The 25766-nt window shown below is 65.2% G+C and carries 24 protein-coding genes; 6 read left to right on the top strand and 18 right to left on the bottom strand.

What is annotated here, in order from left to right:
* Positions 1-22: 22 nt before the first annotated feature.
* The 5 genes from ACRQ5Q_RS39980 to soxX are packed head-to-tail and all read right to left on the bottom strand — an operon-like array spanning position 23 to position 2384.
* Positions 23-328, bottom strand: a complete 306-nt coding sequence (locus ACRQ5Q_RS39980) for a hypothetical protein (RefSeq protein ID WP_439371846.1) — start codon at positions 326-328, stop codon at positions 23-25.
* Positions 325-1188 carry a sulfur oxidation c-type cytochrome SoxA gene (gene soxA / locus ACRQ5Q_RS39975; protein ID WP_439395272.1) on the bottom strand — a complete coding sequence of 288 codons (864 nt, stop codon included), beginning with the start codon at positions 1186-1188 and terminating at the stop codon, positions 325-327. The genes ACRQ5Q_RS39980 and soxA overlap by 4 nt, the downstream gene beginning before the upstream one ends.
* Positions 1188-1499 (bottom strand): thiosulfate oxidation carrier complex protein SoxZ, encoded by a 312-nt coding sequence (gene soxZ / locus ACRQ5Q_RS39970; RefSeq protein WP_439371843.1) that lies wholly within the window; start codon positions 1497-1499, stop codon positions 1188-1190. The genes soxA and soxZ overlap by 1 nt, the downstream gene beginning before the upstream one ends.
* 15 nt (positions 1500-1514) lie before the next feature.
* Complete coding sequence (gene soxY, locus ACRQ5Q_RS39965) at positions 1515-2006, bottom strand: thiosulfate oxidation carrier protein SoxY (protein WP_439371841.1); 492 nt, start codon at positions 2004-2006, stop codon at positions 1515-1517.
* 24 nt (positions 2007-2030) lie between these two features.
* On the bottom strand, positions 2031-2384 hold the full coding sequence (gene soxX / locus ACRQ5Q_RS39960) for a sulfur oxidation c-type cytochrome SoxX (protein ID WP_439371840.1): 354 nt from the start codon (positions 2382-2384) through the stop codon (positions 2031-2033).
* A 259-nt stretch (positions 2385-2643) separates the two neighbouring features.
* Between soxX and ACRQ5Q_RS39955 the strand changes: the two genes are divergently transcribed.
* Positions 2644-3318, top strand: a complete 675-nt coding sequence (locus ACRQ5Q_RS39955) for a DUF938 domain-containing protein (protein ID WP_439395270.1) — start codon at positions 2644-2646, stop codon at positions 3316-3318.
* 269 nt (positions 3319-3587) lie between these two features.
* Here the strand turns inward: ACRQ5Q_RS39955 and ACRQ5Q_RS39950 are convergent, their stop codons facing one another.
* On the bottom strand, positions 3588-5657 hold the full coding sequence (locus ACRQ5Q_RS39950; protein WP_439395268.1) for a prolyl oligopeptidase family serine peptidase: 2070 nt from the start codon (positions 5655-5657) through the stop codon (positions 3588-3590).
* Between the two features lie 186 nt (positions 5658-5843).
* On the opposite strand from ACRQ5Q_RS39950, the gene ACRQ5Q_RS39945 reads away from it, so the two are divergent.
* Positions 5844-7088, top strand: a complete 1245-nt coding sequence (locus ACRQ5Q_RS39945) for an MFS transporter (protein WP_439395267.1) — start codon at positions 5844-5846, stop codon at positions 7086-7088.
* A gap of 143 nt (positions 7089-7231) precedes the next feature.
* Positions 7232-8467: an MFS transporter gene (locus tag ACRQ5Q_RS39940; RefSeq protein ID WP_439395265.1), complete on the top strand. Its 1236-nt coding sequence runs from the start codon at positions 7232-7234 to the stop codon at positions 8465-8467.
* 159 nt (positions 8468-8626) lie between these two features.
* On the opposite strand, the gene ACRQ5Q_RS39935 is transcribed toward ACRQ5Q_RS39940, so the two are convergent.
* Together ACRQ5Q_RS39935 and ACRQ5Q_RS39930 are read right to left on the bottom strand one after the other, a co-directional pair.
* Complete coding sequence (locus ACRQ5Q_RS39935) at positions 8627-9121, bottom strand: VOC family protein (RefSeq protein WP_439371832.1); 495 nt, start codon at positions 9119-9121, stop codon at positions 8627-8629.
* Between the two features lie 186 nt (positions 9122-9307).
* Entirely contained in the window at positions 9308-9853 is a 546-nt protein-coding gene (locus ACRQ5Q_RS39930; protein ID WP_439395263.1) for a carboxymuconolactone decarboxylase family protein, read from the bottom strand.
* 140 nt (positions 9854-9993) lie between these two features.
* On the opposite strand from ACRQ5Q_RS39930, the gene ACRQ5Q_RS39925 reads away from it, so the two are divergent.
* A complete protein-coding gene (locus ACRQ5Q_RS39925; protein WP_439371829.1) occupies positions 9994-11208 on the top strand; it encodes an acyl-CoA dehydrogenase family protein in 1215 nt (404 codons plus the stop codon).
* Between the two features lie 92 nt (positions 11209-11300).
* On the top strand, positions 11301-12440 hold the full coding sequence (locus tag ACRQ5Q_RS39920) for an acyl-CoA dehydrogenase family protein (protein ID WP_439371827.1): 1140 nt from the start codon (positions 11301-11303) through the stop codon (positions 12438-12440).
* Between the two features lie 266 nt (positions 12441-12706).
* On the opposite strand, the gene ACRQ5Q_RS39915 is transcribed toward ACRQ5Q_RS39920, so the two are convergent.
* The 10 genes from ACRQ5Q_RS39915 to ACRQ5Q_RS39870 all read right to left on the bottom strand — a co-directional run bounded on the left by ACRQ5Q_RS39915 (position 12707) and on the right by ACRQ5Q_RS39870 (position 24116).
* On the bottom strand, positions 12707-13744 hold the full coding sequence (locus ACRQ5Q_RS39915; protein ID WP_439371825.1) for an amino acid ABC transporter substrate-binding protein: 1038 nt from the start codon (positions 13742-13744) through the stop codon (positions 12707-12709).
* An 87-nt stretch (positions 13745-13831) separates the two neighbouring features.
* A complete protein-coding gene (locus ACRQ5Q_RS39910) occupies positions 13832-14425 on the bottom strand; it encodes a L,D-transpeptidase (protein ID WP_439371824.1) in 594 nt (197 codons plus the stop codon).
* A gap of 307 nt (positions 14426-14732) precedes the next feature.
* Entirely contained in the window at positions 14733-15707 is a 975-nt protein-coding gene (locus ACRQ5Q_RS39905) for a hypothetical protein (protein WP_439395261.1), read from the bottom strand.
* Between the two features lie 102 nt (positions 15708-15809).
* Positions 15810-16373 (bottom strand): thioredoxin family protein, encoded by a 564-nt coding sequence (locus ACRQ5Q_RS39900; RefSeq protein ID WP_439395259.1) that lies wholly within the window; start codon positions 16371-16373, stop codon positions 15810-15812.
* Positions 16374-16404: 31 nt separating this feature from the next.
* Complete coding sequence (locus ACRQ5Q_RS39895) at positions 16405-17103, bottom strand: cytochrome c biogenesis CcdA family protein (RefSeq protein ID WP_439395257.1); 699 nt, start codon at positions 17101-17103, stop codon at positions 16405-16407.
* Positions 17104-17487: 384 nt separating this feature from the next.
* Complete coding sequence (locus ACRQ5Q_RS39890; RefSeq protein WP_439371818.1) at positions 17488-18099, bottom strand: sigma-70 family RNA polymerase sigma factor; 612 nt, start codon at positions 18097-18099, stop codon at positions 17488-17490.
* 482 nt (positions 18100-18581) lie between these two features.
* Positions 18582-19316 (bottom strand): response regulator, encoded by a 735-nt coding sequence (locus ACRQ5Q_RS39885; protein ID WP_439371816.1) that lies wholly within the window; start codon positions 19314-19316, stop codon positions 18582-18584.
* Positions 19317-19326: 10 nt separating this feature from the next.
* Positions 19327-21072, bottom strand: coding sequence for an ATP-binding response regulator (locus tag ACRQ5Q_RS39880; protein WP_439371814.1), 1746 nt, complete (start codon positions 21070-21072; stop codon positions 19327-19329).
* Entirely contained in the window at positions 21042-23072 is a 2031-nt protein-coding gene (locus ACRQ5Q_RS39875) for an ATP-binding protein (protein ID WP_439375759.1), read from the bottom strand. The genes ACRQ5Q_RS39880 and ACRQ5Q_RS39875 overlap by 31 nt, the downstream gene beginning before the upstream one ends.
* A gap of 54 nt (positions 23073-23126) precedes the next feature.
* Positions 23127-24116, bottom strand: coding sequence for a TRAP transporter substrate-binding protein (locus ACRQ5Q_RS39870; protein WP_439395255.1), 990 nt, complete (start codon positions 24114-24116; stop codon positions 23127-23129).
* Between the two features lie 209 nt (positions 24117-24325).
* On the opposite strand from ACRQ5Q_RS39870, the gene ugpB reads away from it, so the two are divergent.
* Complete coding sequence (gene ugpB / locus ACRQ5Q_RS39865; protein WP_439371811.1) at positions 24326-25651, top strand: sn-glycerol-3-phosphate ABC transporter substrate-binding protein UgpB; 1326 nt, start codon at positions 24326-24328, stop codon at positions 25649-25651.
* Positions 25652-25766 lie beyond the last annotated feature (115 nt).

Here is a 25766-nt window from a genome sequence, read left to right as displayed (position 1 = left end):
CGACAGTTCCAGCAGGCCCAGTCTAGCGGATTTCCATCGCCTTCCAGGCTTCTTTTTCGGACGTCGCCTGGAAGATCGACGCCTTCGCCAGCGCTTCGGCTTCCCTGGCTGCGGCCAGCGCTTGGTCGAAATCGCCGCCGTCGGCCGCCTTCTTGGCGGCTGCCAGCGCAGATACGGTCACGGTCCACTGGTTGCGCATGCCGGCTGCCTCCTTGGAGGCGGCCTCGGCAGCGGCATAGGCCGCCTTGTAGTCCGCCTCGTTTGCCGCGCGCGCGGATGGCGCAAGGCTAAAGGCGAGCAGCATGGCGAGGGGAAGTGACAGCTTCATGGCCGCGCTCCCGGTCCCGAGATCGGCAGGCCGTTGGCGACGTAGGAGAGGAAATATTCGACGTCGCGATATTCATCCGCCTGCGGCTCCAGCGGAACCGCGCGGGTCTGGCTGTTGCAGGTGACGAAGCGCCGGCTGATCGTGCCCATGCCGCTCCATTCGGAGCGGTAGATCGGCATCGCGTTCAAAATGCCGAGCGCCGGCGCCAGGATCTCGGCGCGGATGCGCTCGCCCGGGCTCTGCACATGGCAGCTCGCGCAGGAGAAATTCATCTGGCCGCGCCGCGTGTAGAAATAGCGCTTGCCGTTCTCGAACGCCGCGAGCGCGCGAGGATCATCGGGAATCTTGATGTCCATCAGCTTGCCGCGCGAGGTGTACGCCATGTAGGCGGTCAGCGAGGCCATCTCGTCCTTGACGTAGGAATAGGGCGCTTCGCCATTGGCCTCGCGGCAGCGGTTGAGCGCGAGCTCGAGCGTGACGACCTTGCCTTCCTTCTCGTCGAAATAGGGATAGTTCTGGCGGATGCCGATGCCGCCGTTCGGGAAGCAGTCGGCATAGGTCTTGCCGTTCCTGAACGGGGTCGAAAACATCTCCTTGCCGGCATCGAGCGCGAACTCGTAAGGCGGGAATTCCTCCTTCTCCTGCCACTGCCGCTTCATGTCTTCGTTCATGGAATAAGGACCGTTGACGAAATCCTCGTGCTTCACGTCGGGAAACTTCTGGAAGAAGAAGTTCTGGAATGCCTTGGCATCAGCGACAGGATCGACCCTGTCGGCCGCGACGACGCGTGGAGAGTTCAGCGCCAGTGCGACCAGCGCGGCGCTGAGCGAGCCAAGCAGGAGGGGGATGCGGGCCTTCATCACGCGATCTTCGCGGTGGTCGTATCCGAGCCACCCTTGTTGTCGGTCCAGGAGATCTTGAGCTCGTCGCCCTTCTTGGCCCCCTTGAAGCTGAACTTGACGTAGGGGTCCTTGGAGACCGCGGTGCCCCAATCGGCGACGAACACGTCCTTGCCGTTACATTCGAACGTCAGCCGCTGGATGAAGTGCGCGGGGATCACTTCGCCCTTGGAATCCTTCACGAGCCCGGTGTCCATGGGGTGCTGGATCAGCGCCTGCACCTCGGTGATGTCGCCGTTTGATGTTGCGCGCACGCGAATGCTGGATGCCATGTCGATCTGCCTCGCTTAACCGCCGCAACCGCCGACGGTGACCTTGACCTCTTTGGTCGCGCTGTAGAGCTTGCCGTCGGCTTCCACGATCGCGGTCACGTTGGTGGTTTTGGCCATTTTCAGCCGGTTGGCGACACCCGGCAGCGTGCCGTCCGGAATCCTGTAGCTTGCTGCGAGCGCGACCGGGTTCTCGGCCACGAAGAACGAGATCGAGGTCACCTTGTCGAGCGTCGTCGTCACCGAGATCGGCACCACGCCGCCATTCTCGGCAATCTCGGGCGCGTCGAGCTTGACCTTGTCCGAGGGCTCGGCCGTCTTGCCGTAGAGCGCCTTGATCGCGTCCGCCTCGTTCTTTTGCTTGAACGCCTCGTCCGGATATTTGTCGTTGGCTGCCGCGTGCGCAGGCGCGGCTGCGAACGGCAGATTGCCGAGGCCGAGCAGCACGACGGAGGCCGTACCCTGAAGGATCAGGCGGCGCGTCGGATGAGGGCCGGTGGTCGTGGTCATCTCGGGTCTCCTGGGCCGCTGCCGTTACAGGGTCTGCAGGAAATCAACGATCGCGCTGATCTCCTGTTCGGTCAAAATCCGGTTCCGGCCGAACGGCGGCATCATGGTCTGGGGATTGCGCTTGGTCTCGTCGAAGATGATCGCCGCCAGCTCGTTGCGATCAGGGTATTTCGACTTGATGTCCTTCAATTCCGGCCCGATCGTTCCCGGCAGGTCGCCGCCTTTGATGACGTGGCAGGTCAGGCAATTGCCCTTGCCGCGGTCGAAGGCGAGCTTCTGGCCCTCGGTCACGGCGGATTGTGCCCGTGCCGGGCTCGCGAAACCGGCGGCGATGGCCAGCAGGATGAACAGGACAGGCGTCCGGACAAGGGCGGTCAAGGTGTCATTCCGAGGCGTTATGGCGATGATCTCGATCGCGGAAATAGGAGCGTTCCAAAGCACAAAGGGGTGCCCCTGACAATCAAGACTATGCACGCGGCAAATTGGAGTTAATATCTTCCGCATTGCAACTGAAGAGATCGTTTGTGCGGCCGATTTGGCCAGGCGTTAAGGGTAGTGGGTGCGGGCCGGCTGTTCCAGGACGTTGGGGCGCTCATCCTGTTTTCATCGCGTTCTCGGTTTTTCAAGGGGACCTCACTTGGCTGAATATGTCGTCGAATTTGGCAGGGACGGCGGACGGGTCGAGCCTGACGGCCGGCTCGATGCGCCGGCCTTCCATCGCAATCACGAGCCGATCTGGGCGGCGCTGGAGAAGCACCTGGCTGGGCTGACCGGCAACGTGATCGAGGTCGGCAGCGGAACCGGCCAGCACGTGGTCCATTTCGCCCGGCATACGCCCGGCCTGATCTGGTGGCCGAGCGATCTCAACCAGCGGCATGTGAAGAGCATCGAGGCCTGGCGCGTCCATTCGGGCCTGCCAAACATCCGCTCGCCGCTGCGGATCGATCTCACCGATCCCGACTGGTGCCCGGAGATGAAGAGCGGGCAGGGGCCGACCAGCCTTGCCGCCGTGTTCTGCGCCAACGTCATCCACATCGCGCCCTGGACCGTGGCCGAAGGCCTGTTCGCCGGCGCCGGCCGTTATCTGCGCGCCGACGGCAAGCTGTTCCTCTATGGCCCGTTCAAGCGCGACGGCAAGCACACCGCGCTCAGCAATGCCGTGTTCGACACGTCGTTGCGCGAAGGCAATCCCGACTGGGGCGTCCGCGACATCGTCGATGTCAAGAAGCTCGCGAACGCGGCAGGCCTTTGCCTCGTCGATACGGTCGAGATGCCCGCGAACAATCTGACGCTGGTGTTCGCGCGAAGCTGAGGCGTTGCCGATTTAAGTCCGGGTGCACGCCACGACGGCGGTGCGCTCCCTCCCTTGCCTGCGGGGGAGGGTCATCGCATATGACATTTGGCGACGCCTGACCGCAGGCCTCGTCCTTCGAGACGACCGCTTCCAGCGGTCTCCTCAGGATGAGGCTAAGCAGCGCCGTGGCTGTTGAAACTGCCGCCACGCATTCCGTCCTCATCCTGAGGAGCCCGCCTAAAGCGGGCGTCTCGAAGGATGGCCGCGAGTTTGGCTGTCGCAAAGCGTCAGCATTCGCTATCCCGCCACCCGATTTTGTCCTTCAGGAACCGATAGCCGAGCACCTCGAAGCCGGCGCGCTCCTTGTTGTCCTTGCCGTAGCCGTGGCCGCCTGCGGCCGGCTCGTAGAACCAGGCCTCATAGCCCATCGCCTGGAGCTTTGCCGCCATCTTGCGGGCATGGCCAGGATGAACGCGGTCATCGCGCCGCGTCGTAGCGATCAGGATCGGTGGATAGGCCTGGCCGGTTTTCACGTTGTGATAGGCGGAGTAGGTCTTCAGCCACTCCCATTCCTCGGGCTTATCGGGGTCGCCATATTCCGCGATCCAGCTCGCGCCCGCGAGCAGCTTGGTATAGCGACGCATGTCGATCAGCGGGATGGTGCAGAACAATGCGCCGAAACGTTCGGGGTAGCGCACCAGCATGTTGGTGATGAGGATGCCGCCGTTCGAGCCGCCCTGCGCCGCGATGCGCTTCGCGCTCGTCACGCCGCGGCGGACGAGATCGGCGGCAACGGCGGCGAAATCGTCGTGCGAGAGTTTCTTGCCGGCAAGGCGCCCGGCATCGTGCCAGCGCGTGCCGAACTCGCCGCCGCCGCGCAAATTTGCCTGCACGGTGGTGCCGCCCCGCTCCAGCCACAGCTTGCCGAGCGAAGCGTTGTAATACGGCTTCACCGAAGCTCCGAAGCCGCCATAGGCGCTCATATAGACCGGCGCATCGCCGGTCTCGCCCGCAGGGCCGGTCTGGACATAGGGAATGCGCTCGCCGTCGATGGAGATTGCCTCGTGCTGCGTCACCACGAGAGCGTCGGCGGCGAACGTCCGCGGCGCCTGCTTCAGAACGGCCGGACTCGCGACATCCCGTTCGATCAGCATCAGCGAGGGCGGCGTGAGCGGATCCTGCACGTTGGCGAGCATGTCGCCGTTGCTCTCGGATTCATGATGATCGAGGCTCCAGACGTCGACCACCCCGATGCCTGGGAGTCCCTCCACTCTCTGCCTGCTCCAACCCGAAGCTGAGGGCGTGCACACCTCGAACACGGGCTGCAATTCGTCGAGGATGGAGAGGACGAGCTTGCCTCCGGTCCAGAAGAAGCCCTGCACGGCCCGCCGTGGTTCGGGCTCGAACAGGACCGTGAATTCGCGGCTGCCGGCAAGAAATGCCGATAGTGAAATGCCGAGCATCGCGTCGGCTTCATAGGTGTGTCCCGCGACCGACCAGGTCGCGCGTGGCTTGACTGACAGCCAATCGCCGTGGGTCTGCATCCAGATGTTGCTGGGCAGGTCGAGCTTCGTCGTGGCGCCGGCTGTGGTGCCAATCGAGGTGCGGAAATTGAAGAAGTCGGATTGGTCGATGAACCAGATGCGTTGTGCCGGCACGGTGTCGTCGACGTAGCTGTACACGCGCATATGGTCGGCGGTCGTCTCGAAGATCACCGGCGCCTGGTCGACGCTGCTCCCTCTTCGCCATAGCCGCACGGTCCTTGCGTAGCCCGATGCCGTCGCCATGCCCTCGCCTAGCGCGCTCGACAGCAGCAGCGTGTCGTCATCGACCCAATCGGCGCTGCTCTTGGCTTCCGGCAGCAAGAAGCCGTCCGCCACGAAACTCCTGGTATCGGTATCGAACTCACGCAACGTCACGGCATCGCTGCCGCCGCGCGACAGACCCAGCATGACGCGCGCGCTTCCGGGCCGCGAGGACGTCCCGCTGAAAAGCCAGTCCTTGCCTTCCGTTGCAGCGAGTTCGTCGATGTCGAGCAGAATCTCCCAGGACGGCTCGGGCTTGCGAAATTCTGGAAGCGTGGTGCGCCGCCACAGGCCGCGTGGATGGTCGGCGTCCTTCCAGAGATTGTAGAGCCAGCCGCCGCGGCGCCGCACATAGGGAATGTTGTCCGGACGGTCGTAGATCGCGGCGAGGATATCGCGGTCGCGCTCATAGGCAGTCCCGCCGAACGCGCTCAGCGTCAGCTGATTTTGCCGCTCGACGAAATCGAGCGCCTGCCTGCCTTCGATGTCTTCCAGCCACAGCCAGGGATCGTCGTCGGGGGCTTGAAGCGTGGGCCTGTCGTCGACGCGCATGAACGAAGCTCCGGTCATCTGCGGCGGATAGGATTTGATCGAGCGCAAGCCGTCAAGGGCGCGCGCCGCTATCATCCCACCGATTGCGTCAGGGGCATGGCCCGCGCCCGTTTGCGCCGGTTGCCCGCTCTCCCTCACCCCTCCATAGTGCCGCGAATCAACACAGCCCTTTGGGCGGACATGCCGATGCTGGACGTGACGACTGCCAATGAGATTGCCGCCGACGCCCGCGTGCGTGCCAATGTGGTGCGCCTTGCCGCCGCGCAGGCGCTGACCGGCGCCAACTCGGCGGTCATTTTCGCCACCGGCGCGATCGTCGGCGCCACGCTCGCACCCGACATGTGGTTCGCGACCGTGCCGATCTCGATGTATGTGGTGGGCCTCGCCGCCGGCACGCTGCCGACCGGCGCGATCTCGCGCCGCTTCGGCCGCCGCGCCGCCTTCATCACCGGCACGGGTCTCGGAACGCTCACCGGTCTGCTCGGCTCGTTCGCGATCCTGCACGGCTCGTTCGCGCTGTTTTGTCTGGCGACCTTCCTCGGCGGCCTCTACGGCGCGGTGGCGCAATCCTATCGTTTCGCAGCCGCCGACGGCGCCAGCGCCGCGTACCGCCCCAAGGCGGTGTCATGGGTGATGGCGGGCGGCGTGTTCGCCGGGGTACTCGGTCCGCAGCTCGTGCAATGGACCATGGATGTCTGGCAGCCCTATCTGTTCGCCTTCAGCTTCCTGGTGCAGGCCGCCGTCGCGCTGATCGCGATGGGCATCGTCGCCGGCATCGATATGCCGAGGCCTGCGCCGGCCGATCTGCACGGCGGGCGACCGCTGCTCATGATCGTGACCCAGCCGCGCTTCATCGCGGCCGCGCTGTGCGGTGTCATTGCCTATCCCCTGATGAATCTGGTGATGACCTCGGCGCCGCTCGCCATGAAGATGTGCGGCCTGTCCGTGTCCGATTCCAATTTCGGCATTCAATGGCACATCGTCGCCATGTACGGGCCGAGCTTCTTCACCGGCGCGCTGATCGCCCGCTTCGGCGCGCCGAAGATCGTGGCTGCCGGATTGCTGCTGGAAGCGGGCGCCGCCGGCATCGGCCTCTCCGGCCTCACCGCGATGCATTTCTGGGCCACGCTGATCGTGCTCGGCATCGGCTGGAATTTCTCCTTCATCGGTGCCTCCGCGCTGGTGCTGGAGACGCACCGACCGCAGGAGCGCAACAAGGTGCAGGCCTTCAACGATTTCCTGGTGTTCGGCATGATGGCGATCGGTTCGTTCTCCTCCGGCCAATTGCTCGCGAACTATGGCTGGTCCGCGGTGAACATGGTGGTGTTCCCGCCTGTTATGCTCGGCCTTGCCGTGCTCTCGCTGGTCTCCTGGGCGAGGCGCAAGGCGCGGCCGGAGGCGGCCATCGGCGAGTTCCCCGACGCGGTTTGAACTGGCATGAGACTGTCAGCAGTGTCGACACTTCGATCGCCGTCGAAGTGATTTTCGGAAGCCGCGTTGTTACATGATGCTCGTCATGAACGGGTGAGCGCGAAAGCCGGGCGCTTGCGGGAGAACCTCACGGAGAAGCGCAAATGCTCGACAACCCCCGCCATACGGTTTCCATCGACGAATCTTCGCTGCGCTACGAAGGCTGGCGCATCGTCGCCGTCTGCTTCCTGCTCGCGACCTTCGGCTGGGGGCTCGGCTTCTACGGCCAGAGCGTCTATGTCGCCGAGCTCCAGCGCGCCCGCGGCTGGTCGGCCTCGCTGATCTCGTCGGGCACGACCTTCTTCTATTTGTTCGGCGCCTTGCTCGTCGTCTTCGTCGGCGAAGCCGTGCGAAAATATGGCCCGCGGCTCAGCCTGATCGCCGGCGCGCTGGCGATGGCGGCCGCCGCGGTCGCGATCGGCGCGGTGCGCGAGCCCTGGCAGCTCTATCTCGCCGACGCCGTGCTCGCCTTCGGCTGGGCCGGCACCAGTCTTGCCATGATCACCAACACGATCAGCCTGTGGTTCGACCACAAGCGCGGCATGGCGATCAGTCTCGCGCTCAACGGGGCGAGCTTCGGCGGCATCGTCGGCGTGCCGCTGCTGGTGACGCTGATCGGCCATATCGGCTTTGCCAGCGCGATGTATGCCGCCGCCGGCGCCATGCTGGTGCTGCTCGCGCCGGTAATCCTGCTTCTCGTCGGCCGCCCGCCCGATCTTCACGGCTGGACGGCGGCGAAGGAGAAGCCGCAATCGTCGACGCAGATCCGCGCCTGGGCGCTGCGCGACGTCGGCTTCCTCACGGTGACGATCGCATTCTCGCTGGTGCTGTTCGCGCAGGTCGGCTTCGTCGTGCACCTGATCTCGTTCCTCGATCCCGTGATCGGCCGCGAGCGCGCCGCGGTTGCCGTCGCGGTGCTGACCGCGATGGCGGTGGTCGGCCGGGTGCTGTTCTCGCTGGTGATCGACCGCCTCGACCAGCGGCTGGCTTCGGCCATCTCGTTCCTGAGCCAGGCCGCCGCGCTCCTCGTCGTCATCAACCTGCACAACGACCATGTGCTGATCGCGGGCTGCGCGGTGTTCGGCTTCTCGGTCGGCAACCTGATCACGCTGCCGTCGCTGATCGTGCAGCAGGAGTTCGACAGCGCCTCGTTCGGTGTGCTGATCAGCCTCAACACCGCGATCAACCAGGTGACCTACGCGTTCGGCCCCGGTGTCGTCGGGGCCTTGCGTGATTGGTCGGGCGGCTACGTGCTGCCGTTCTATCTCTGCATCGCGCTGGAGGTGGTCGCCGCGGCGCTGATCATGGTGCGGGGAAAGCCGCGGGCGAAGCTTTCATAGAGGGGCGACGGCGGTCTCAACACACTCCGTCATTGCGGGGAGCCCTTGCGACGAAGCAATCCAGACTGTTTCCGCGGCAAGATTCTGCATTGCTTGCGCCTTCGCCGAGGCTTCGGCGGACAAGTCGCTGCGCTCGCAATGACGGGGAGAGGGCGAAGTTTAATCCTCGCGTTGCCTCAGCAACGCCTCCACATCCAGCCGCTTGGTGAACATCGCGAGCTTGCCGTCGGGCCCGAACGGCCACTGCTCCCGCGGCTTGTCCCAATACAGCTCCACGCCGTTCTCGTCGGGATCGCGCAAGTACAGCGCCTCGCTGACGCCGTGGTCGCTCGCGCCGTCCAGCGCAATGCCCGCCGTGAGCACCCGGTGCAGCGCATCCGCCAGCGCGGGGCGCGTCGGATAGAGGATCGCGGTGTGGAAGAGGCCCGTCGTTCCCGGCGGCGGCGGCGAGCCGCCCTTGCTCTCCCAGGTGTTGAGCCCGATGTGGTGATGATAGCCGCCGGCCGAGATGAACGCCGCGCCCGAGCCCATCCTCTGCATCAGCTCGAAGCCGAGCACCCCGCAATAGAAGCCGAGCGCGCGATCGAGATCGGCGACCTTGAGATGGACGTGGCCGATTCGGGTGGCGGCGGCGACGGCTGGGTTCTGCGACATGGGGATGCTCCGTTCAAGCCATCCACATAAGGCCGGCTCCGGCACCGCGCCATGGGCCGATCCCGAAACCCATCGTTTCCGGATGGGAAACCAATTGGGATGAATTGATGGTGTCGGGTGTCCGCGCAGGGCAGAGGTCGGATCGCATCGCAAGATGCGGTCCGGTCGTACGCAACTTCATCCGCTCTAGCTGAGCTCCGACACCTCGCCCTCGGGCAACCCGAATTCAAATGTGTTCAGCGTCATCGACACCAGCGTGTAATAGCCGCACAACCCGATCACTTCGACCACGCCGCGTTCGCTCAGCAGCTTCACAGCCTCCTCATAGAGCCCCTTCGCGACGCCGTGTCCCTCGTGCAGCGACTTCGCGACGTCGTAGATCATCTTGCCCTTGGGATCGTCGAACTCGGGCGTGCGGCGATCGCGGATTGCGTCGATGATCTCCGGCTTCATGCCGCCGGCGAGCGCGAGGCGCTTATGCGCATACCATTCGTAATGTGCGGTCCAGTGCCGCGCCGTCACCAGGATCGCGATCTCCGAGAGCTTTGCCGGGAAGATCGTGTCGAAGCGCAGCACTTCGCCGAGCCGCGTGGCGTGGCGCGCCATCTCCGGGCTGCCCAGCCAGGCCATCATCGGGGCCGGCGGTCTGCCGCGCTTGCCGGCAATCGACTCGTCATAAGTCTGCCGCTGGCTCTCGTTCATTTCGCCGGGCGAAAGAAGTTTCAGGCGCATTGTCGTTTCCTCTTTGTTTTCAAGCACCGTCGTGAGCAGGGACTATAGCCGAATGCGGCTCGCCGGAAGTGGTTGAATTCCGCAGGAGCTTGGCCCAGAGTCGCCGCCAACAAGCCGATTTTGAGCGATGGAAACGACCAATGACTGACCCGAAAACCAGCGACACTGAGACCGCCGATCTCGAACAATTCCGCGCCGAGACGCGCGCCTGGCTGGAAGCGAACTGCCCGCCGGAGATGCGCAAGCCCGCAACATCCGACGCCGACGTGTTCTGGGGCGGACGCAATGCAAAATTCTCGTCCGAGCCGCAGCGCATCTGGTTCGAGCGCATGCGCGACAAGGGCTGGACCGTGCCCGACTGGCCGAAGGAGTATGGCGGCGGGGGCTTGAGCGCTGCCGAGCACAAGGTGCTGCGCGCCGAGATGGCGCGGATCGGGGCGCGGCCGCCGCTGTCGAGCTTCGGCATATGGATGCTCGGGCCGGCTTTGCTCAAGTATGGCAACGAGGCGCAGAAAAGGGAGCATCTCCCAAAAATCGCCGCGGGCGAGATTCGCTGGTGCCAGGGCTATTCCGAGCCGAACGCGGGCTCCGATCTCGCCTCGCTGCAGACCCGCGCCGAAAGCGACGGCGATGATTTCATCATCACGGGATCGAAGATCTGGACGTCCTACGCCAATTACGCCGACTGGATCTTCTGTCTCGTCCGCACCGATCCCACCGCCAAGAAGCACGACGGCATCAGCTTCATCCTGTTCGACATGACCTCGAAGGGTGTCTCGACCAAGCCGATCCTGCTGATCTCCGGCTATTCGCCGTTCTGCGAGACCTTCTTCGATGGCGTCCGCGTGCCGAAGTCGCATGTGGTCGGGCAGATCAACCGCGGCTGGGACGTCGCGAAATATCTGCTCCAGCACGAGCGCGCGATGATCTCAGGCATGGGCGAGCGCGGCGTCGGCCGTCCGCTCGGCCAGATCGCGGCCGACTCGGTCGGCACCGATGCGCTGGGGCGGCTCGATGATGCCATGCTGCGCGGCCAGATCGCGAGTTTCGAGGTCGATGAGGCCGCCCTTGCCGCCAGCGCCGAGCGCGCGGTCGATCTCGCCAAGGCCGGGCAGGCACATCCGGCGTTCTCCTCGGCGATGAAATATTACGGCACCGAGCTCAACAAGCGCCGCTACGAGATCCTGATGTCGGCCGGCGGCGTCGATGCGCTGGAATGGGAGAGCGAGCGCTCGAAGCAGGGCGCCCGCCCGCGCGCCTGGCTGCGCACCAAGGCCAACTCGATCGAGGGCGGCACGTCCGAAGTCATGCTCGGCATCGTCGCCAAGCGCATCCTGGATTTGCCGGGGGCGTGAGCCACGCTCTCGCCACCCGTCATTCCGGGCCTGCGCCGGCGGCCCCTCCCAAAATGACGGCGACAAATAGATTTCGAATCGGAAACACGCACATGGCCCTCGTCCTCACCGAAGAACAATCGATGCTCCGCGACAGCGCGCGCGGGCTGATCAGCGACAAGGCGCCGGTGTCGCATCTGCGTCACTTGCGCGATTCCAGGGATCCCACCGGCTTCTCCAAGGAGCTGTGGCAATCCTTCGCCGAGATGGGCTTCGCCGGCCTGCTCGTGCCGGAAGAGTTCGGCGGCAGCGGCCTTGGTTTCATTGAAGTCGGTGTCATCATGGAGGAGATCGGCCGCACCTTGATGCCGTCCCCCTTCCTCGCCACCAGCGTGGTCGCGGCCTCCGCGCTGAACCGCGGCGGCAACGCCGCGCAGAAGTCGGAATATCTGCCGAAGATTGCGAGCGGCTCGCTGCTCGCGACACTCGCGGTCGACGAGGGCGCCAAGCATCGCCCGCTGCAAACCGGCCTGCAGGCCGTGCGCGCCGGCAACGGTTTCAAACTCTCCGGCGCCAAGGCACTGGTCGTCGACGGCCATGTCGCTGACCTCTTCATCGTCGCCGCGCGCACCGCAGGCTCGGCCGGCGAGCGCGACGGCTTGACGTTGTTCCTGGTCAACCCCAAGGCCAAGGGCGTTGCCGTCGAGCGCACCATCATGGTCGATGCACACAACGCGGCGCGGATCGAATTGGCCAATGTCGAGGTCACCGCCGACAGCGTGCTCGGCGAGGTCGATCAGGGCGCCACGCTGCTCGACGGCGTGCTCGACATCGGCCGCGGCGCGGTCGCCGCCGAGATGGTCGGGCTCAGCGAGGAGGTCTTCGGCCGCACCGTCGAGTATCTCAAGAGCAGAAAGCAGTTTGGCAAGCTGATCGGCGAATTCCAGGCGCTGCAGCACCGCGCCGCCCAGCTCTATGTCGACATCGAGATCACCCGCGCCGCCACCATGAAGGCGCTGCAGGCGCTGGATGCCGACGTTGCCAGGGCCGCCTCAGCCGTCGCGGTCGCAAAAGCGCGTGCCGGCACCACCGCCACGCGCGCGGTGCAGGAGGGCGTGCAGATGCATGGCGGCATGGGCATGACCGACCAGTTCGACATCGGCTTCTTCATGAAGCGCGCGCGGGTCTGCGAGGAATTGTTCGGCGATGCGAACTACCACACCGAGCAACTGGCAAGGGCGCGGGGGTATTGAGGCGCGGCAGGCGGCGCGCGCCTCAATATCGGTGTCCTCGCCCGGTCAAGCCGGGCGACCGAATCCAGAGGCAGCAGTGATCTTAAGGAGAGGCCGCGGCGTACTGGATCGCCCGATCGAGCCGGGCGATGACAGTTGAGGGCGTGGAAAGCGCCTGCCCCGAGCTCGTCATTGCGAGGAGCGCCTGCGACGAAGCAATCCAGACCGTCGCCGTGGAAAGATTCTGGATTGCTTTGCTTCGCTCGCAATGACGGCGGAGGGACCTGTTACCGCATCGGCGGCGCGTACTGCACGCCACCGGCGTTCCACAGCTGGTTCATGCCGCGCGGAATCTTCAGCTTGGACTTCTCGCCGATGTTGCGCTCGTACATCTCGCCGTAATTGCCGACATGGCGGATGATGCGGACGACCCAGTCCTTGGTGAGGCCGAGCTGCTCGCCGTAATTGCCTTCGGTGCCGACGAGGCGCATCACTTCTGGCTTCTTCGACTTCAGGGCCTCGTCGATGTTCTCCGAGGAGACGCCGAGCTCTTCCGCGTTGATCATCGCATAGAGCGTCCACTTCACGATCATCATCCAGTCGTCGTCGCGCTGGCGCACCACGGGGGCGAGCGGCTCCTTGGAGATCATGTCCGGCAGGATCATGTGGTCGCCGGGCTTCGACAGGTTCAGCCTCAGCGCATAGAGCTGCGAGACGTCGGCGGAGAGCGTGTCGCACTTGCCGGTGTCGTAGGCCTTCACCACGTCATCCAGCTTGTCGAACTTCACCTCTTCATACTTCATGTTGTTGGCACGGAAGTAGTCGGAGACGTTGAGCGCCGTGGTGGTGCCGGCCTGCACGCAGACGTTGCTGCCGGTCAGGTCCAGCGAGGTCTCCTTGTTGCGCGACCGCGGCAGCATGAAGCCTGCGCCGTCGTAATAGGCAACCGCCGGGAAATAAAGATCGTAGTCGAGCTCGCGCGCCATGCTCCAGGTCGAGTTGCGCGAGAGGATGTCGACCTTGCGGCTCTGCAATTCCTTGAAGCGCTCGCTGGCGTCGAGCGGAACGAACTTCGCCTTGTTCGGGTCGTTGAAGATCGCCGCCGCCACCGCGCGGCAGAAATCGACGTCGAAGCCGGTCCAGTTGCCCTTGTCGTCGGGGATCGAGAAGCCCGGCAGGCCCTTGTTGACGCCGCACAGCACCTCGCCGCGGCGAACGGTGCGCTTCAGGGTGCGGGTGTCGTAGAACTCGTAGATGACGGCGAGCACGCCGACCAGCACGGCGACCGCGAGCCCGATCAGCAGGCCGCCTCGAAAAGTGCGCATGATGTCTCTCTCTCGAAAAAATCGGGAAAAGGAAATGGCAGGAGGGGGCGGAGCATGATCGGTGCGATCATGCTCGAACCATAGCCCTTAGAGCTCGGGCTTCTGCCGGATCACGACCTTGGTGCCGACAGGGACGCGATCGTAGAGATCGGCGACGTCGTTGTTGACGAGACGGAAGCAGCCCGAGGACACCTTGGTGCCGATCGTGTCAGGACGGTTGGTGCCGTGGATGCGATAGACGGTGGTGCCCAGATACATGGCGCGGGCGCCCAGCGGATTGCCGGGGCCGCCGGCCATGAAGCGCGGCAGGTAGGGCTGGCGCTGGATCATCTCCGCCGGCGGCGTCCAGTCCGGCCATTCCTTCTTGTTGGTGATGGTCACCAGCCCCTGCCACTGGAAGCCGTCGCGGCCGACGCCGATGCCATAGCGGATCGCGCGCCCGCCGGGCTGTACCAGATAGAGGTGCCGTTCGGCAGTCGAGACGATGATGGTGCCCGGTGCTTCCGTGGTGCGGAAGTACACGACCTGCTTCTGCCATTCCGGATCGAGCTGGTAGGATTCGTCGGCGATCAGGCCCGGCTCGTCGCCGCGGTCCGGCTGCTGGGCGGAGCCGTATGAGGTGGTCAGAACCAGGCTGAGGGCCGTGATGAACGCCCCGGTCAGGCGACGATAATCCGTCATTTCAAGCTCTCCCCGCTGCCACAGCGCAAATCATTCGGAACCATCAAATCTCAGGGGCATGTTCATGGCAAGTTGATGGCGCGCGCGGCTGGTATGTCACGAGAATGCTTCGGTTTTTTACGAGGTCTGGGCAACGCCACAAACAGGGTATGGCGCGAAAAGCCCAGAATGGTACCGCGGTGGTAGTGGGCTCCCTCTCCCCGGCTGCGGGAAGGGATCGCGTGGGATTTCTTGACGGCGGCCTGAGCGCGCGCCCCATCCTTCGATACGCGCGCAAGGGCGCGCTCCTCAGAGTCTGACTCAGGAGCTAGATCTTGTTGCTCTCCGGCGCGATCCCGAGCCGCCGCACGATTTCAGCTCCCACCGCACCGGCCTCGAGCCGTGAGCCGATGCGGGGGCTGCGAAACCTTCGTCCTGAATGGAGCCGGATCACCACGATGCAATGCTCGTCCTCCGACCGGCCGCGGCGCTCGACGGTGATCGTCTTGACCTCGTCTCCCCTGATGCTGTCCGTGCGCGGCGTGCCGTCGCCCCACAATCTTTCGACGCGGATATCGCCCTGCCGGATGACCCAGAACGCGCCGGTCGCCAGGTTGGCGTATCTGTAGACCGCGAACGCGGCGAGAGCGCCGAGCGGCAGCAGCAGGATATCGACATGGCTGGGCGGCCATCCGCGCCAGAGCTTGTAGGCGTAGGGCACGGCGGACAACGCGACGGCGATCAATGCGACGATGCGGATATCGCGCGCGGAAAACGCCTCGAGCGGCTCGCCGAGATGCATCTCGGGATTGCTGGCATCGAGCGGATTGCTGGGGGCCTCGACGTTGGGGACATCGAACTGCGCGGCGATCCGCGCCACGGTGTCGTGAACATGCGTGACGTCTGAGATCGGCGGCGACGTCAGGCGCTCTCCCGAGACCAGCGTGAAGACGAGTTGAAAGCGGGCCTTCACCCGCCTGCTGCCGGGAACCTGCAATCTGCTGATCTCGTCCTTCCCGACGAGCCGCGTCTGCAGTTTCCCGAATGGCCGTTGATGCCCGATCAGGATCTCATCGGGCGTGATGATCCACACCACCGCCGGGGCCATCATGATGCCGACGACGAACCCGGCTCCGACCAGCAGCGCCACCACCGCGATGACGATCTCCAGGGCGTCGTGCGTGAACAGGCCCGGGGTGAAGCACAGCGCGACAGCGGCCGCGAAGCCGGACACGACCAGCCGCTGCGCGATCGAGGAGCCTTCACGAAGGCGGATGTCGGTGCTGGTGTTCGCGTCGTCCATTGCGGGCGGCTGGTTCCGATGGCGCGAAACTCCACGGACGGGTCTGCGGAGTCAAGCAACAAGGGCGTCAGGCGAAATCAGCCGCACGATCTCCGCGCGGGATCAACTGCTGGCGTTGAGCAGCCTGGCCACCGTGCGGTCGATCTCGTCGTAGCGGCCTTCGCCGGCGTGCTGGAACACGATCCTGCCGCTCTGGTCGATGATGTATTGCGCCGGCCAATACTGGTTGCTGTAGGCGTTCCAGGTCCTGGAATCATTGTCCTGCGCCACCGGATAGGTGATGCCGTGGCGCTTCAGCGCGGCCTGCACGTTGGCGGCCGAGCGCTCGAACGGGAATTCCGGCGTGTGCACGCCGACCACGACGAGGCCCTTGTTCTTGTATTTTGCGTAGAGGTCGGTGACGTGGGGCAGCGTGTTGACGCAGTTGACGCAGCCATAGGTCCAGAAGTCGACCAGCACGACCTTGCCGCGCAGCTCGGAAAGGCTCAGCGGCTTCGAGTTGAACCAGTTCGTGATGCCGGTGAAGTCGGGTGCGGCCTGCTGGCTCGCGGCGGCGGCGGTGACCGGCGTAGCACGCGCGGCCTCGTCGCAGATGCCGGGGATGACGGCGCCGATGACAGTGATGCCGATCAGTGCAGCAGACGTTGCGAGCAGTTTGAGAGTCATGGAAGTCTCCTCCGGTGAAGCCTTGGGATGATCACAGGCCGATCTGGCCGGTGGGATAGAAGCCGGTCAGCCACGCCACGATCAGCGTGTCGTATTGGAAATAGGCGGCGACCGCGAAGGCGATCACGATGACGCCAAAGCCCTGCTGCAGCCGCGGCGAGATCCGCGCCAGGCTGCGTACGCGCGTGGTCGCGGCCTGTCCGCCATAGGCGATCGCGAGCATCGGGATCGCAGCACCAATGGCGTAGGCGACCAGCAGCGTGCCGGCCCAGGCCAGGTTCTTCGAGGTCACCACCAGCGTCAGGATCGAGCCGAGCACCGGTCCGGCGCAGGGCGTCCAGACCAGGCCGAGCGTGGTGCCGAGGATGAGCCCGCCGAGCGCGCCCTCGCGCTGCACGCCGCTCGCGTTGCCGAAAGCGAGCCAGCCATTGAGCCGGATCGACAGCCACTCGAACGGCGCCGGCCACAGCATCACCAGGCCGAAGCCGAGCAGCAGGATCGACGCCGCCTCGCGCAGCACGTTCGGATCGAAATCGAACAGCCGCGTCAGCGCGCCTAGCAGCAGCGCGACCGCGGAGAAGGAAACGACGAAGCCGATCGCGATCATCGCAGGGCGCAAGTGCCCCGCGCGCCCGATCGAGGCGCCGAGCAGGATCGGCAGCATCGGCAGCGTGCAGGGCGCGGCGATGGTGAGGATGCCGGCAAGGACGGCGAAGAGAAGTTCGAGCATCGGGGCACTCGTGATGGAGGTCACGAGGGCAGTTCGTGTGCGATGGGGCGGTCGTTACGCGACGTCACGCCTTCGTGACGGGTGCGGTTGTTGGCGGAGCAATTGCTAACCGCACAGGAGGTGCGCTCCCTCCCCCGCTCGCGGCGCGGGAGAGGCGGGAGCCCGCGGCGAGAGCCTGGGCCCAAATAAAAACGACCCGGACGGGGGCATCGTCCGGGTCGCTGGAGGTCTTGGGAGGTTTAACGAAACCGTATGGGACCTTTATAGGGGGGAAGTTTTTCCGCCTGATGTTGTCGTTTGTTTCAATTGTTTCATCGGCGGTAACGCTTCCGTGTCCGGGGACAGGATCGAGATTGATGTCCTATCCCCTTGAAATCCTTGTGCTTACGCGGCGAAACGATCAACGCCGGCGCCCTTAAGCAAATCGGCCAGTTGCTTGCGGGCATAGAACATCCTCGTCTTCACCGTGCTCTGGGGGATGCCGATGATCTGCCCGACCTCCTCCACCGACTTCTCGTGGTAGTAGACGAGGTTGATGATCTCGCGATGCGCGGGCGACAATTTTGCCACGCAGGCGCGCAGGATGGCGCTGGTGTCGCTGCGGTCGAGCGAGGTCTCGGGAGTGTCGCAATCGTCGGGAATCTGGCGCACGTCTTCCTGGTCGATGTCCTCGAAGCGGCGCTGGCGCATCGCAGTCAGCGCCTTGAAGCGGGCGATCGAGAGCAGCCAGGTCGAGACCTGCGAGCGGCCCTGGAATTGACCGGCGGTGCGCCACACGTCGAGGAACACCTGGCTGACCAGATCTTCCGCCGTGGTGACGTCGCGCACGATGCGCAGGATGAAACGGTAGACCCGCACATTGTGCCGGCAATAAAGGATGTGCATCGCGGTCCGGTTGCCGTCGGCAATGCTTTCGAGCAGCATGTCGTCCGAAGTCGCCTGAGCGGCAATGATGCTCTGGCTGGCCTGGGCGTTGATGGCGATGACGTTCGGCATGGACCTGGCTCCCCGTAGCGCCGCAACCGAGCGGCGTTTCCTTGGAGCAAAGTGTTAATCAGCCACCGTTTCGGGACGTCTGCGCCAAAAGCGGAAAATGGTTTCGTGCGCCGCCAAATTGTTTCGTCGCAGAAGGCGCGACGAAACATTCGGGGCAAAAAACCGTGGAATTTCAATATACGGAAAATACGGGGGTGGGATTTGGAGGCGCGCCGAGGCGAGGGGAACGAATTTTGGGGGATTGCGTTCGGTGGCGCGAGACCCAGCGCTGCGGTCGCGGGGGGAAAGCGCCGGTCCAGGGCGTTTGATGGGCTCAAGGCGGGCGGTGGGTCCGCGGCCTGAAATGCCTGATGGAGAGTGGCGCCGATGCCACTTGCTCCGTCATCGCGAGCACAGCGAAGCAATCCAGGTGTCCTTCCGCGGAGGGATTCTGGATTCTTCGCTGCGCTCGCAATGTGACGTTGGAGGCAGCGATGCCGAGCTTACGCCTTCTCGCCCTGCGGCGAGAACAGATAGCCGCCGCCGCGGATGGTGCGGATCACGGCGGGCTTGGCCGGATCCGGCTCGATCTTGCGGCGGATGCGCATGATGCGGAGGTCGACCGCGCGGTCGAAGGCTTCGGCATCGCGCGCATTGGCGAGCTCGAGCAAACGTTCGCGCGACAGCACGCGCTTCGGATTGGCCGCGAACACCTTCAGCAATCCGAATTCGGATGCGGTCAGCGGATGCTCATTGCCCTCGTCGTCGCGCAGCGCCTGCGCCTCGAGGTCGAGCCATTTGGTGCCGAAGCGCACCAGCTGGTCCTTGTCGGATTTCGCCGCCGCCGTCTCCGCTGCCGCTTTCACCGGCGTGCTCCGCCGCAGCACCGAGCGAATGCGCGCCATCAGTTCGCGCAGCTCGCACGGCTTGGCGACGTAGTCGTCGGCGCCGAGCTCGAGGCCGACGACGCGGTCGATCGGGCTCGCGGTCGCCGTCAGCATGATCACGGGCACGTTGATGCGGCTCTTGAGGTCGCGGATGATCGAGAGCCCGTCTTCCTCGGGCATGTTGAGATCGAGCACGACGAGATCGGGCATGCTGCCCTGGATCGCGGCGCGCAAGCTCTTGCCGCCGTCGCACAGCGTCACGGTGAAGCCGTGCATCTTGAGGTAATCGCCGACCATCTCCCGGGCCGGGGCCTCGTCGTCGACAATCATGATGTGCTGGCTTTGGGTCATGGTCTCTAGGTCACGGCATCTCTGTCGCAGGGAGGGTGATGGTGAAGGTCGAGCCCTTGCCGGGGCCGTCGCTCTCGGCGGTCACCTCGCCGCCGTGCATGTCGATGATACGCTTGACGATGGATAACCCAAGCCCCGTCGAGCTCTCGCCGGCGGTTGGCTTGGCGGACAGCCGCTGGAACCGGCCGAACAGGCGGCCGAGATCCTCCGGCGACAGGCCGGCGCCCTCGTCGCTGACGCGGACGATGGTGTCGCTGCCCTCGTGGACGACGGCGACGCCGATCCTGCCGCCGATCGGCGAGTATTTGATGGCGTTGCTGATGAGGTTGTCGATCGCCTCGCGGATGCGGTCGGTGTCGCACATGGTGACGATGTTGGACGGCGCGGTGACGCTGATCGCCTGCTGCTTGTTGACGGCGAGCGGCTGGTTGGCCTCGGCGACCTCCTTGACCAGGGCCGCGACGTCGACCGGCTCGCGGCGGATGGTGATGTCGAAGGCATCGGCCATCGCGTCCGAGATCAGATGGTCGACCATGGTGGTCAGGCGCTTGGTGGCGTCGCGGATGTGATCGACCTGGGCGACCACGCCGCTTTCGGATGCGCCGGTCGAGATCAGCTCCTTCAGCATCTCGGTGCGGCCGAGGATGACGCCGAGCGGATTCTTCAGGTCGTGTGCGACGGTGCCCAGGATCTCGTTCTTGAAGCCGTTGGCGCGCTGCAGCCGCAGCCATTGCGCCGACAGGCGGCGGTTGGCCTGCATCAGGGCGCGGGTGCGCTGGGCGACGCGGTCTTCCAGCTGCGTGTTGGCGTCCTGCAGCTGCTGATAGAGGATGACGTTGTCGAAGGCGATCGAGAGCCTCGAGGAGAAGATCTCGACCAGCGAGCGGTCGGTCTCCGAGAGCTCGCGCTCGGCCTGCAGCAGCACCACCACCTCGCGGCCGGATCCGGTGCGCAGGTAGATCACGCTGCGATGATCGGCGAACTCGTTCTTGCGGCGCTGGAACGCGGCCTCCACCATCTCGCGCAGCTCGGGGTCGAGCGCCTTCGACGACGTGGTGCCGATGAAGCGGCTGTAGCAGCCGCTGCCGGCGAGCACCGACAACTCGGGGTCGACGCCGCCATTATCGCGCAGGACCAGTATACCTGCGCAGTCGACGTTGAGCAGCGAGGCGAGCTGGGTCAGCACGCCCTCGGCGAGCCGCTGCATCGACTTGAAATCGTACAGCGTGGACGCAGCGTCGATGATGATCTCGAGCCCGCGCCGCGTCTGCACCATGCGCTCGAGCTGCTGATAGGAGCGCAGCGCCGCGGTCAGCGAGGTGAACAGCTTGTCGGCGGTGAGCTCCGTCTTGGCCTTGTAGTCGTTGATGTCGTACTGCACGATCACGCGCCGCTCGGGCGCCTGGCCGGGCTGGCCGGTGCGCAGGATGATGCGCACGGTCTCGTTCCTGATCTCGTTGCGGATGAACTCGACGAGATCGAGGCCGGCCACATCCGTCTCCATGATGACGTCGAGCAGGACGGCCGCGATGTCGCCGTGCGCGGCCATCAGCTCGCGGCCCTCCGCCGCGGAATAGGCCGACAGGATCTCGAGGCTCTGGCCGTTGAGGGTATAGTCGGACAGCGCGAAGCGGGTGCCGTCATGCACGGCCGGATCGTCGTCGATGACGGCGATCTTCCACTTTCGTGCGTTCTGGTCCTCCGACGCGGCGCCGGTGTCGTCGATCAGGTGGAGGACATCGTCCTGTTCGGCCATTGAGAAGTCCCGTCAGTCTCTGTGCTTTGCGCGCCGCCCTTGGCGACTCGCGGCATGATAATGCGAAAAGTGGTGCCTTGTCCCAGCTTGGATTCCAGCATCATGCGACCGCCGAGCTGCTGGGTGACGAGGTTATAGACGATATGCAGCCCGAGTCCCGTACCACCTTCATTGCGCCTCGTGGTAAAGAAGGGGTCAAAGGCCTGGCGCTGCACGTCCGGGGTCATGCCGGCCCCGTCGTCGGTGAAGATGATCTCGATGTCGTCAGCCCCGCGCGGCCGCGCCGAGATCGTGATGGTGCCGGCGCGCCCGTCGGCAAAGGCATGGTTGGCGGCGTTGAGGAAGAGGTTGGTCAGGATCTGGCCGTAGGAGCCGGGATAGCCGTCCAGCAGCAGCCCCTCGGGCACGTCGACCTCGAGCGTGATCGGCGAGCGCTTCAGCACGGGCCTTAAGCTCGCGATGATCTGGTCGGTGGCTTCGCTGAGTGAGAACTGCCGCCGCTCGGCATGGGAGCGGTCGACCGCGACCTGCTTGAACGACTGGATCAGCTCGCCGGCGCGGGTGAGGTTGGCGACGAGCTGCTGCGAGGCGTCGCGCGAGGACTGCACGAACTCCTCCAGCTGCGAGCGGCGCAGGCCGCCGTCGCCCTTGAGCTGGGCCTCGAAGATCTCGGTCCGCCGGGCGAAGCTGGAGGCGACCGTCAGGCTGATGCCGATGGGGTTGTTGACCTCGTGGGCAACGCCGGCGACGAGACCGCCGAGCGCGGCCAGCCGCTCGGCATCGATCAGATTCTGCTGCGCGGTATTGAGCTCGAGCAGCGCGCTCTCGGCCTTTTCCTTCGACGCACGCAGCTCGTCCTCGGTCTGCCGCTTCGCGATCGCGTTCTCGCGGAACACCTCCACCGCGCGCGCCATGGCGCCGACCTCGTCGCGTGCCATGGTGCCCTGCACCTCGCGATCGAGATTGCCGAGCGTGATCGCGCGCATCGCGGCCATGATCTGCTGCAGCGGCAGGCGGATCGACAGCGCGATCAAGACGCCCGCGGTGAGGATGATGCCGAGGAAGATCACCGCAATGGACAGCACACGGCGGGAGATGTCCGCCAGCGTGCGGTCGAAGGTCTCCTGCGCCTTCTGCTCGCGCTGGCGCATCTTGGTCGAGAGATCATCGATGGCGCCGATCGCCTCGGCCTGGCTGACGTCGATGCTGTTGCGCAGCAGCTCGGTGCGGCTCGTCAGCTGCTCGGAGAGTTTGGCAAAGCCCTCGCGTAAGGACGCGGTGCGGGCCCCGAGCCGCTGCAGCGCCATGCGCTGGAGGTCGTTGTCGGCGAGATCGATCATCACGGGAATGGTCTTCTCGATCGTCTCGGTGTGGCGGCGCGCATCGTCGGCCGCGCCCTTCGACTGCGACAGATAGTAGGAATTGGCCGCGACCAGCATTGCGGTGAAAGCCTCGCGCGACTTGCCGAGCGAAGGCCAGATCAGCGCGTCGCGATGGCCGGTGGCACCCTCGATGATGGAATAGAGCCCCGCCATGTCCCTGGCCGGCCCCTGCACCTGGTCCTCATAGGTCTTCGCGATCGTCGCCTGCACGCTGCGCAGCTCGCCAAAGCCGTTGAGGAAGCGCTCGGTGGTGCGCTCCAGCTCCTCGACCGAGCCCGACAGCATCGGGTCCTTGGCCGCACGGTTGCTCAGCGTGCCCAGCACCGCCTCGCGCAGCAACAGGATCTCGGCGAACAGGTCCGGGCTCGGCTGGTTGATGTAGCGGTGGATCAGATTGTGCAGGCGCCCGGTCTCGCTTTCGAGCAGCGCCAGGATGCGGTCGGATTCGCGCACCCGGCGCACGTCGTCCCAGGCCGAGCCCAGCACCTGCGAGCCGTTCCAGATCAGCGCCACCAGCACCACCACGACGGCGGAGTTCAGCGCCGCGATCGACAGGATGCGCCAGCGGATCGGTACTGCGCGGAGCACGCCGACCAGACGCACGCGCACCCCCCCGATCGGGCCGGACGGCCTGTCTGCGTGCTCGCTGTTTCCAGGCGCAGGCAACGGGGCTCACTCCACCTTGCGAATGCGTTCGATCAGTGCGGCCGCGGCGGGGTCCCGGGCGGCCCTCGTGTAGATCGGGGCCATGGCATCCTCGAACGGCTTGCGGTCGATGTCCCTAACGATGCTGACACCGGCTGCGACCGCCTTGCGCTGCGACTGCTCCTCGAGGTCGCGCCACTTCTCGCGCATGAACCGGCTGGAGCGCTGCGCGGCCTCCCTGAAGATGGTCTGGTCCTCCGCCGGGAGGCTCCGCCAGGCCTTCAGCGAGATCACCAGCACCTCGGGGCTCATCGTGTGCTCGGTCAACGTGTAGTGCCCGGCATGCTTGTAATGGTCGGTCGTCACGAAGGATGGCCAGTTGTTTTCGGCGCCGTCGATCAGGTGGTTGGCAAGCCCGGTGAGCACCTGCCCGTAGGGCATCTCGACCGGTTCGGCGCCGAGCGAGCGGATCATCTGGCTCATCAACTCCGACTGCTGCACACGGATCCGCAGGCCCCGGAGGTCTTCGATGCTCCTGATAGGGCGGACACCGTTGTAGATCGACCGTGCCCCGGAATCGTAGAAGCAGAGCCCGACGAAGCCGTAGGGCTCGAAACTGTTCAGGATCTCGCTGCCAATCGGCCCGTCCAGCACCTTCTGCATGTGCTCGATGGACCGGAACAGGAACGGCATGGCGAGCACGTTCATGGCCGGAACGAAATTGCCGATCAGGGCGACATTGGTCCGGTTGAGGTCGATCGCGCCGGCCCGGGTCTGCTCGATGGTCTCCTTCTCCTCGCCGAGCTGGCGGGAGTGGAACACCTTGATCTGGTGCCGGCCACCGGTGCGTTCAGTGATCAGCGCGCCCATGTAGCGCAGCGCCTGGACGGTCGGATAATCCTCGGTCTGGGTGTCGGCGGCGCGAAATTCGCGCGCGACGGCGCCCGTGGCGCAGACGGCGAGCAGAAGCGCGACGAAGATCACCCCGGTCCGCGAGAGTTCGGCACGGTTCAACACACTGGCACACTCAACCCCTCAGTGGTGGAGTCTATGGCGGGACCAAAAGGTTCAATGCAATCTAGCAGATGGTCAAGGGAAGGCCATCCCGCGCCCGGCCCGCGGGCTGATTGTGCGGTGCGGCCGCCTCTCATTCCCGTTGAAACCGCAAACGCCCCGCCTTAAGCAGGACCGGTCGCCTTTGGTCGTGCGACACGGGAAGAGCCATCGTGACGTCAGCATCGCGCCTGTTGCAGGTCCTCGCCGTCTTCGCGGCTCTCTCGCTGGCCGCGCCGGCGCGCGCCGCCACCGAGATTGCGCTGTGGCACGCCATGTCCGGCGAGCTCGGCCGGCAACTGGACAAGCTCGCCGCCGACTTCAACGCCTCGCAGCCGGATTACCGCATCGTCCCGAGTTACAAGGGCAGCTATACCGAGACGGTGACGGCCGCGATCTTCGCCTTCCGCTCGCGCAGCCAGCCCGCGATCGTCCAGGTCAACGAGGTCGCCACCGCCACGATGACCGCGGCCAAGGGCGCGATCTATCCGGTGTTCAGCCTGATGCGGGACGAGGGCGAGCCGTTCTCGCTCGACGACTACCTTCCCGCGGTCTCCGGCTACTACACCGATGCGGCCGGCAATCTGTTGTCGTTCCCGTTCAATTCCTCGACGCCGATCCTGTACTACAACAAGTCCATGTTCCGCGACGCCGGCCTCGATCCGGAGGCGCCGCCGAGGACCTGGCCCGAGCTCGGTGCCGCCGCCAAACGCCTGCGCGATCGCGGCGCGCCGTGCGGCTTCACCACGTCCTGGCCGTCCTGGATTCACGTCGAGAATTTTTCCGCCTTCCACAATCTGCCGCTCGCGACCCGCACCAACGGCTTTGCCGGGCTCGATGCCGAGCTGACCATCAACAATGCCGTCATCGTCAAGCACGTCGCCCAGCTCGCCGAATGGCAGAAGAGCAAGGTGTTCGACTATGGCGGTCGTGGCCAGTCCGCCGAGCCGCGCTTCCAGAACGGCGAATGCGGCATTTTCATCGGCTCCTCGGCGACGCGCGCCGACATCAAGGCGAATTCGAAATTCGAGATCGGCTACGGCATGATGCCGTACTGGCCGGACGTGAAGGATGCGCCGCAGAACTCGATCATCGGCGGCGCCACGCTGTGGGTGCTGCGCGACCGGCCGCGCGAGGAATACAAGGGCGTGGCGCGGTTCTTCGCTTATCTGTCGCAGCCCGGCGTGCAGGCCGCCTGGCACCAGAACACCGGCTATCTGCCTGTGACCCGCGCCGCTTTCGAGCTGACGCGGGCGCAGGGGTTCTACCAGCGCAATCCGGGATCGGCGATCTCGTTCGAGGAGATCACGCTGCATCCGCCGACGGAGAACTCGAAGGGCATCCGGCTCGGCTCCTTCGTCCTGATCCGCGGCGTGATCGAGGACGAGCTGGAGCAGGCCTTTACCGGCCAGAAGAGCGCGCAGGGAGCGCTCGATTCCGCGGTCGAGCGCGGCAACAAGCTGCTGCGCCAGTTCGAGCGCGCAAGTCCGGAGCGATAGCGGCGGTCTCAGCGCTCGCCTCGTCCTTCGAGACGACCGCTGTCGCGGTCTCCTCAGGATGGCGGCTAAGCGGCATCGGTGCCCGCGAAATTGTTGCCACGCACTCCGCCCTCAT

This window comes from Bradyrhizobium sp. PMVTL-01 (genome assembly GCF_051861855.1).
Taxonomy (GTDB): Bacteria; Pseudomonadota; Alphaproteobacteria; order Rhizobiales; family Xanthobacteraceae; genus Bradyrhizobium.
This window is presented reverse-complemented; position numbering and strand designations above follow the sequence as displayed.

Excerpts from the sequence above, each read along its gene's own strand:
- soxY (WP_439371841.1), bottom strand. The coding sequence starts at position 2,006 with ATGACCACGACCACCGGCCCTCATCCGACGCGCCGCCTGATCCTTCAG.
- ACRQ5Q_RS39915 (WP_439371825.1), bottom strand. The coding sequence starts at position 13,744 with ATGCGCACTTTTCGAGGCGGCCTGCTGATCGGGCTCGCGGTCGCCGTG.
- soxZ (WP_439371843.1), bottom strand. The coding sequence starts at position 1,499 with ATGGCATCCAGCATTCGCGTGCGCGCAACATCAAACGGCGACATCACC.
- ACRQ5Q_RS39980 (WP_439371846.1), bottom strand. The coding sequence starts at position 328 with ATGAAGCTGTCACTTCCCCTCGCCATGCTGCTCGCCTTTAGCCTTGCG.
- ACRQ5Q_RS39920 (WP_439371827.1), top strand. The coding sequence starts at position 11,301 with ATGGCCCTCGTCCTCACCGAAGAACAATCGATGCTCCGCGACAGCGCG.
- ACRQ5Q_RS39885 (WP_439371816.1), bottom strand. The coding sequence starts at position 19,316 with ATGACCCAAAGCCAGCACATCATGATTGTCGACGACGAGGCCCCGGCC.
- ACRQ5Q_RS39905 (WP_439395261.1), bottom strand. The coding sequence starts at position 15,707 with ATGGACGACGCGAACACCAGCACCGACATCCGCCTTCGTGAAGGCTCC.
- ACRQ5Q_RS39890 (WP_439371818.1), bottom strand. The coding sequence starts at position 18,099 with ATGCCGAACGTCATCGCCATCAACGCCCAGGCCAGCCAGAGCATCATT.
- soxA (WP_439395272.1), bottom strand. The coding sequence starts at position 1,188 with ATGAAGGCCCGCATCCCCCTCCTGCTTGGCTCGCTCAGCGCCGCGCTG.
- ACRQ5Q_RS39910 (WP_439371824.1), bottom strand. The coding sequence starts at position 14,425 with ATGACGGATTATCGTCGCCTGACCGGGGCGTTCATCACGGCCCTCAGC.
- ACRQ5Q_RS39925 (WP_439371829.1), top strand. The coding sequence starts at position 9,994 with ATGACTGACCCGAAAACCAGCGACACTGAGACCGCCGATCTCGAACAA.
- ACRQ5Q_RS39880 (WP_439371814.1), bottom strand. The coding sequence starts at position 21,072 with ATGGCCGAACAGGACGATGTCCTCCACCTGATCGACGACACCGGCGCC.
- ACRQ5Q_RS39940 (WP_439395265.1), top strand. The coding sequence starts at position 7,232 with ATGCTCGACAACCCCCGCCATACGGTTTCCATCGACGAATCTTCGCTG.
- ACRQ5Q_RS39935 (WP_439371832.1), bottom strand. The coding sequence starts at position 9,121 with ATGTCGCAGAACCCAGCCGTCGCCGCCGCCACCCGAATCGGCCACGTC.
- ACRQ5Q_RS39895 (WP_439395257.1), bottom strand. The coding sequence starts at position 17,103 with ATGCTCGAACTTCTCTTCGCCGTCCTTGCCGGCATCCTCACCATCGCC.
- ACRQ5Q_RS39900 (WP_439395259.1), bottom strand. The coding sequence starts at position 16,373 with ATGACTCTCAAACTGCTCGCAACGTCTGCTGCACTGATCGGCATCACT.
- ACRQ5Q_RS39945 (WP_439395267.1), top strand. The coding sequence starts at position 5,844 with ATGCTGGACGTGACGACTGCCAATGAGATTGCCGCCGACGCCCGCGTG.
- ACRQ5Q_RS39930 (WP_439395263.1), bottom strand. The coding sequence starts at position 9,853 with ATGCGCCTGAAACTTCTTTCGCCCGGCGAAATGAACGAGAGCCAGCGG.
- ACRQ5Q_RS39950 (WP_439395268.1), bottom strand. The coding sequence starts at position 5,657 with ATGCGCGTCGACGACAGGCCCACGCTTCAAGCCCCCGACGACGATCCC.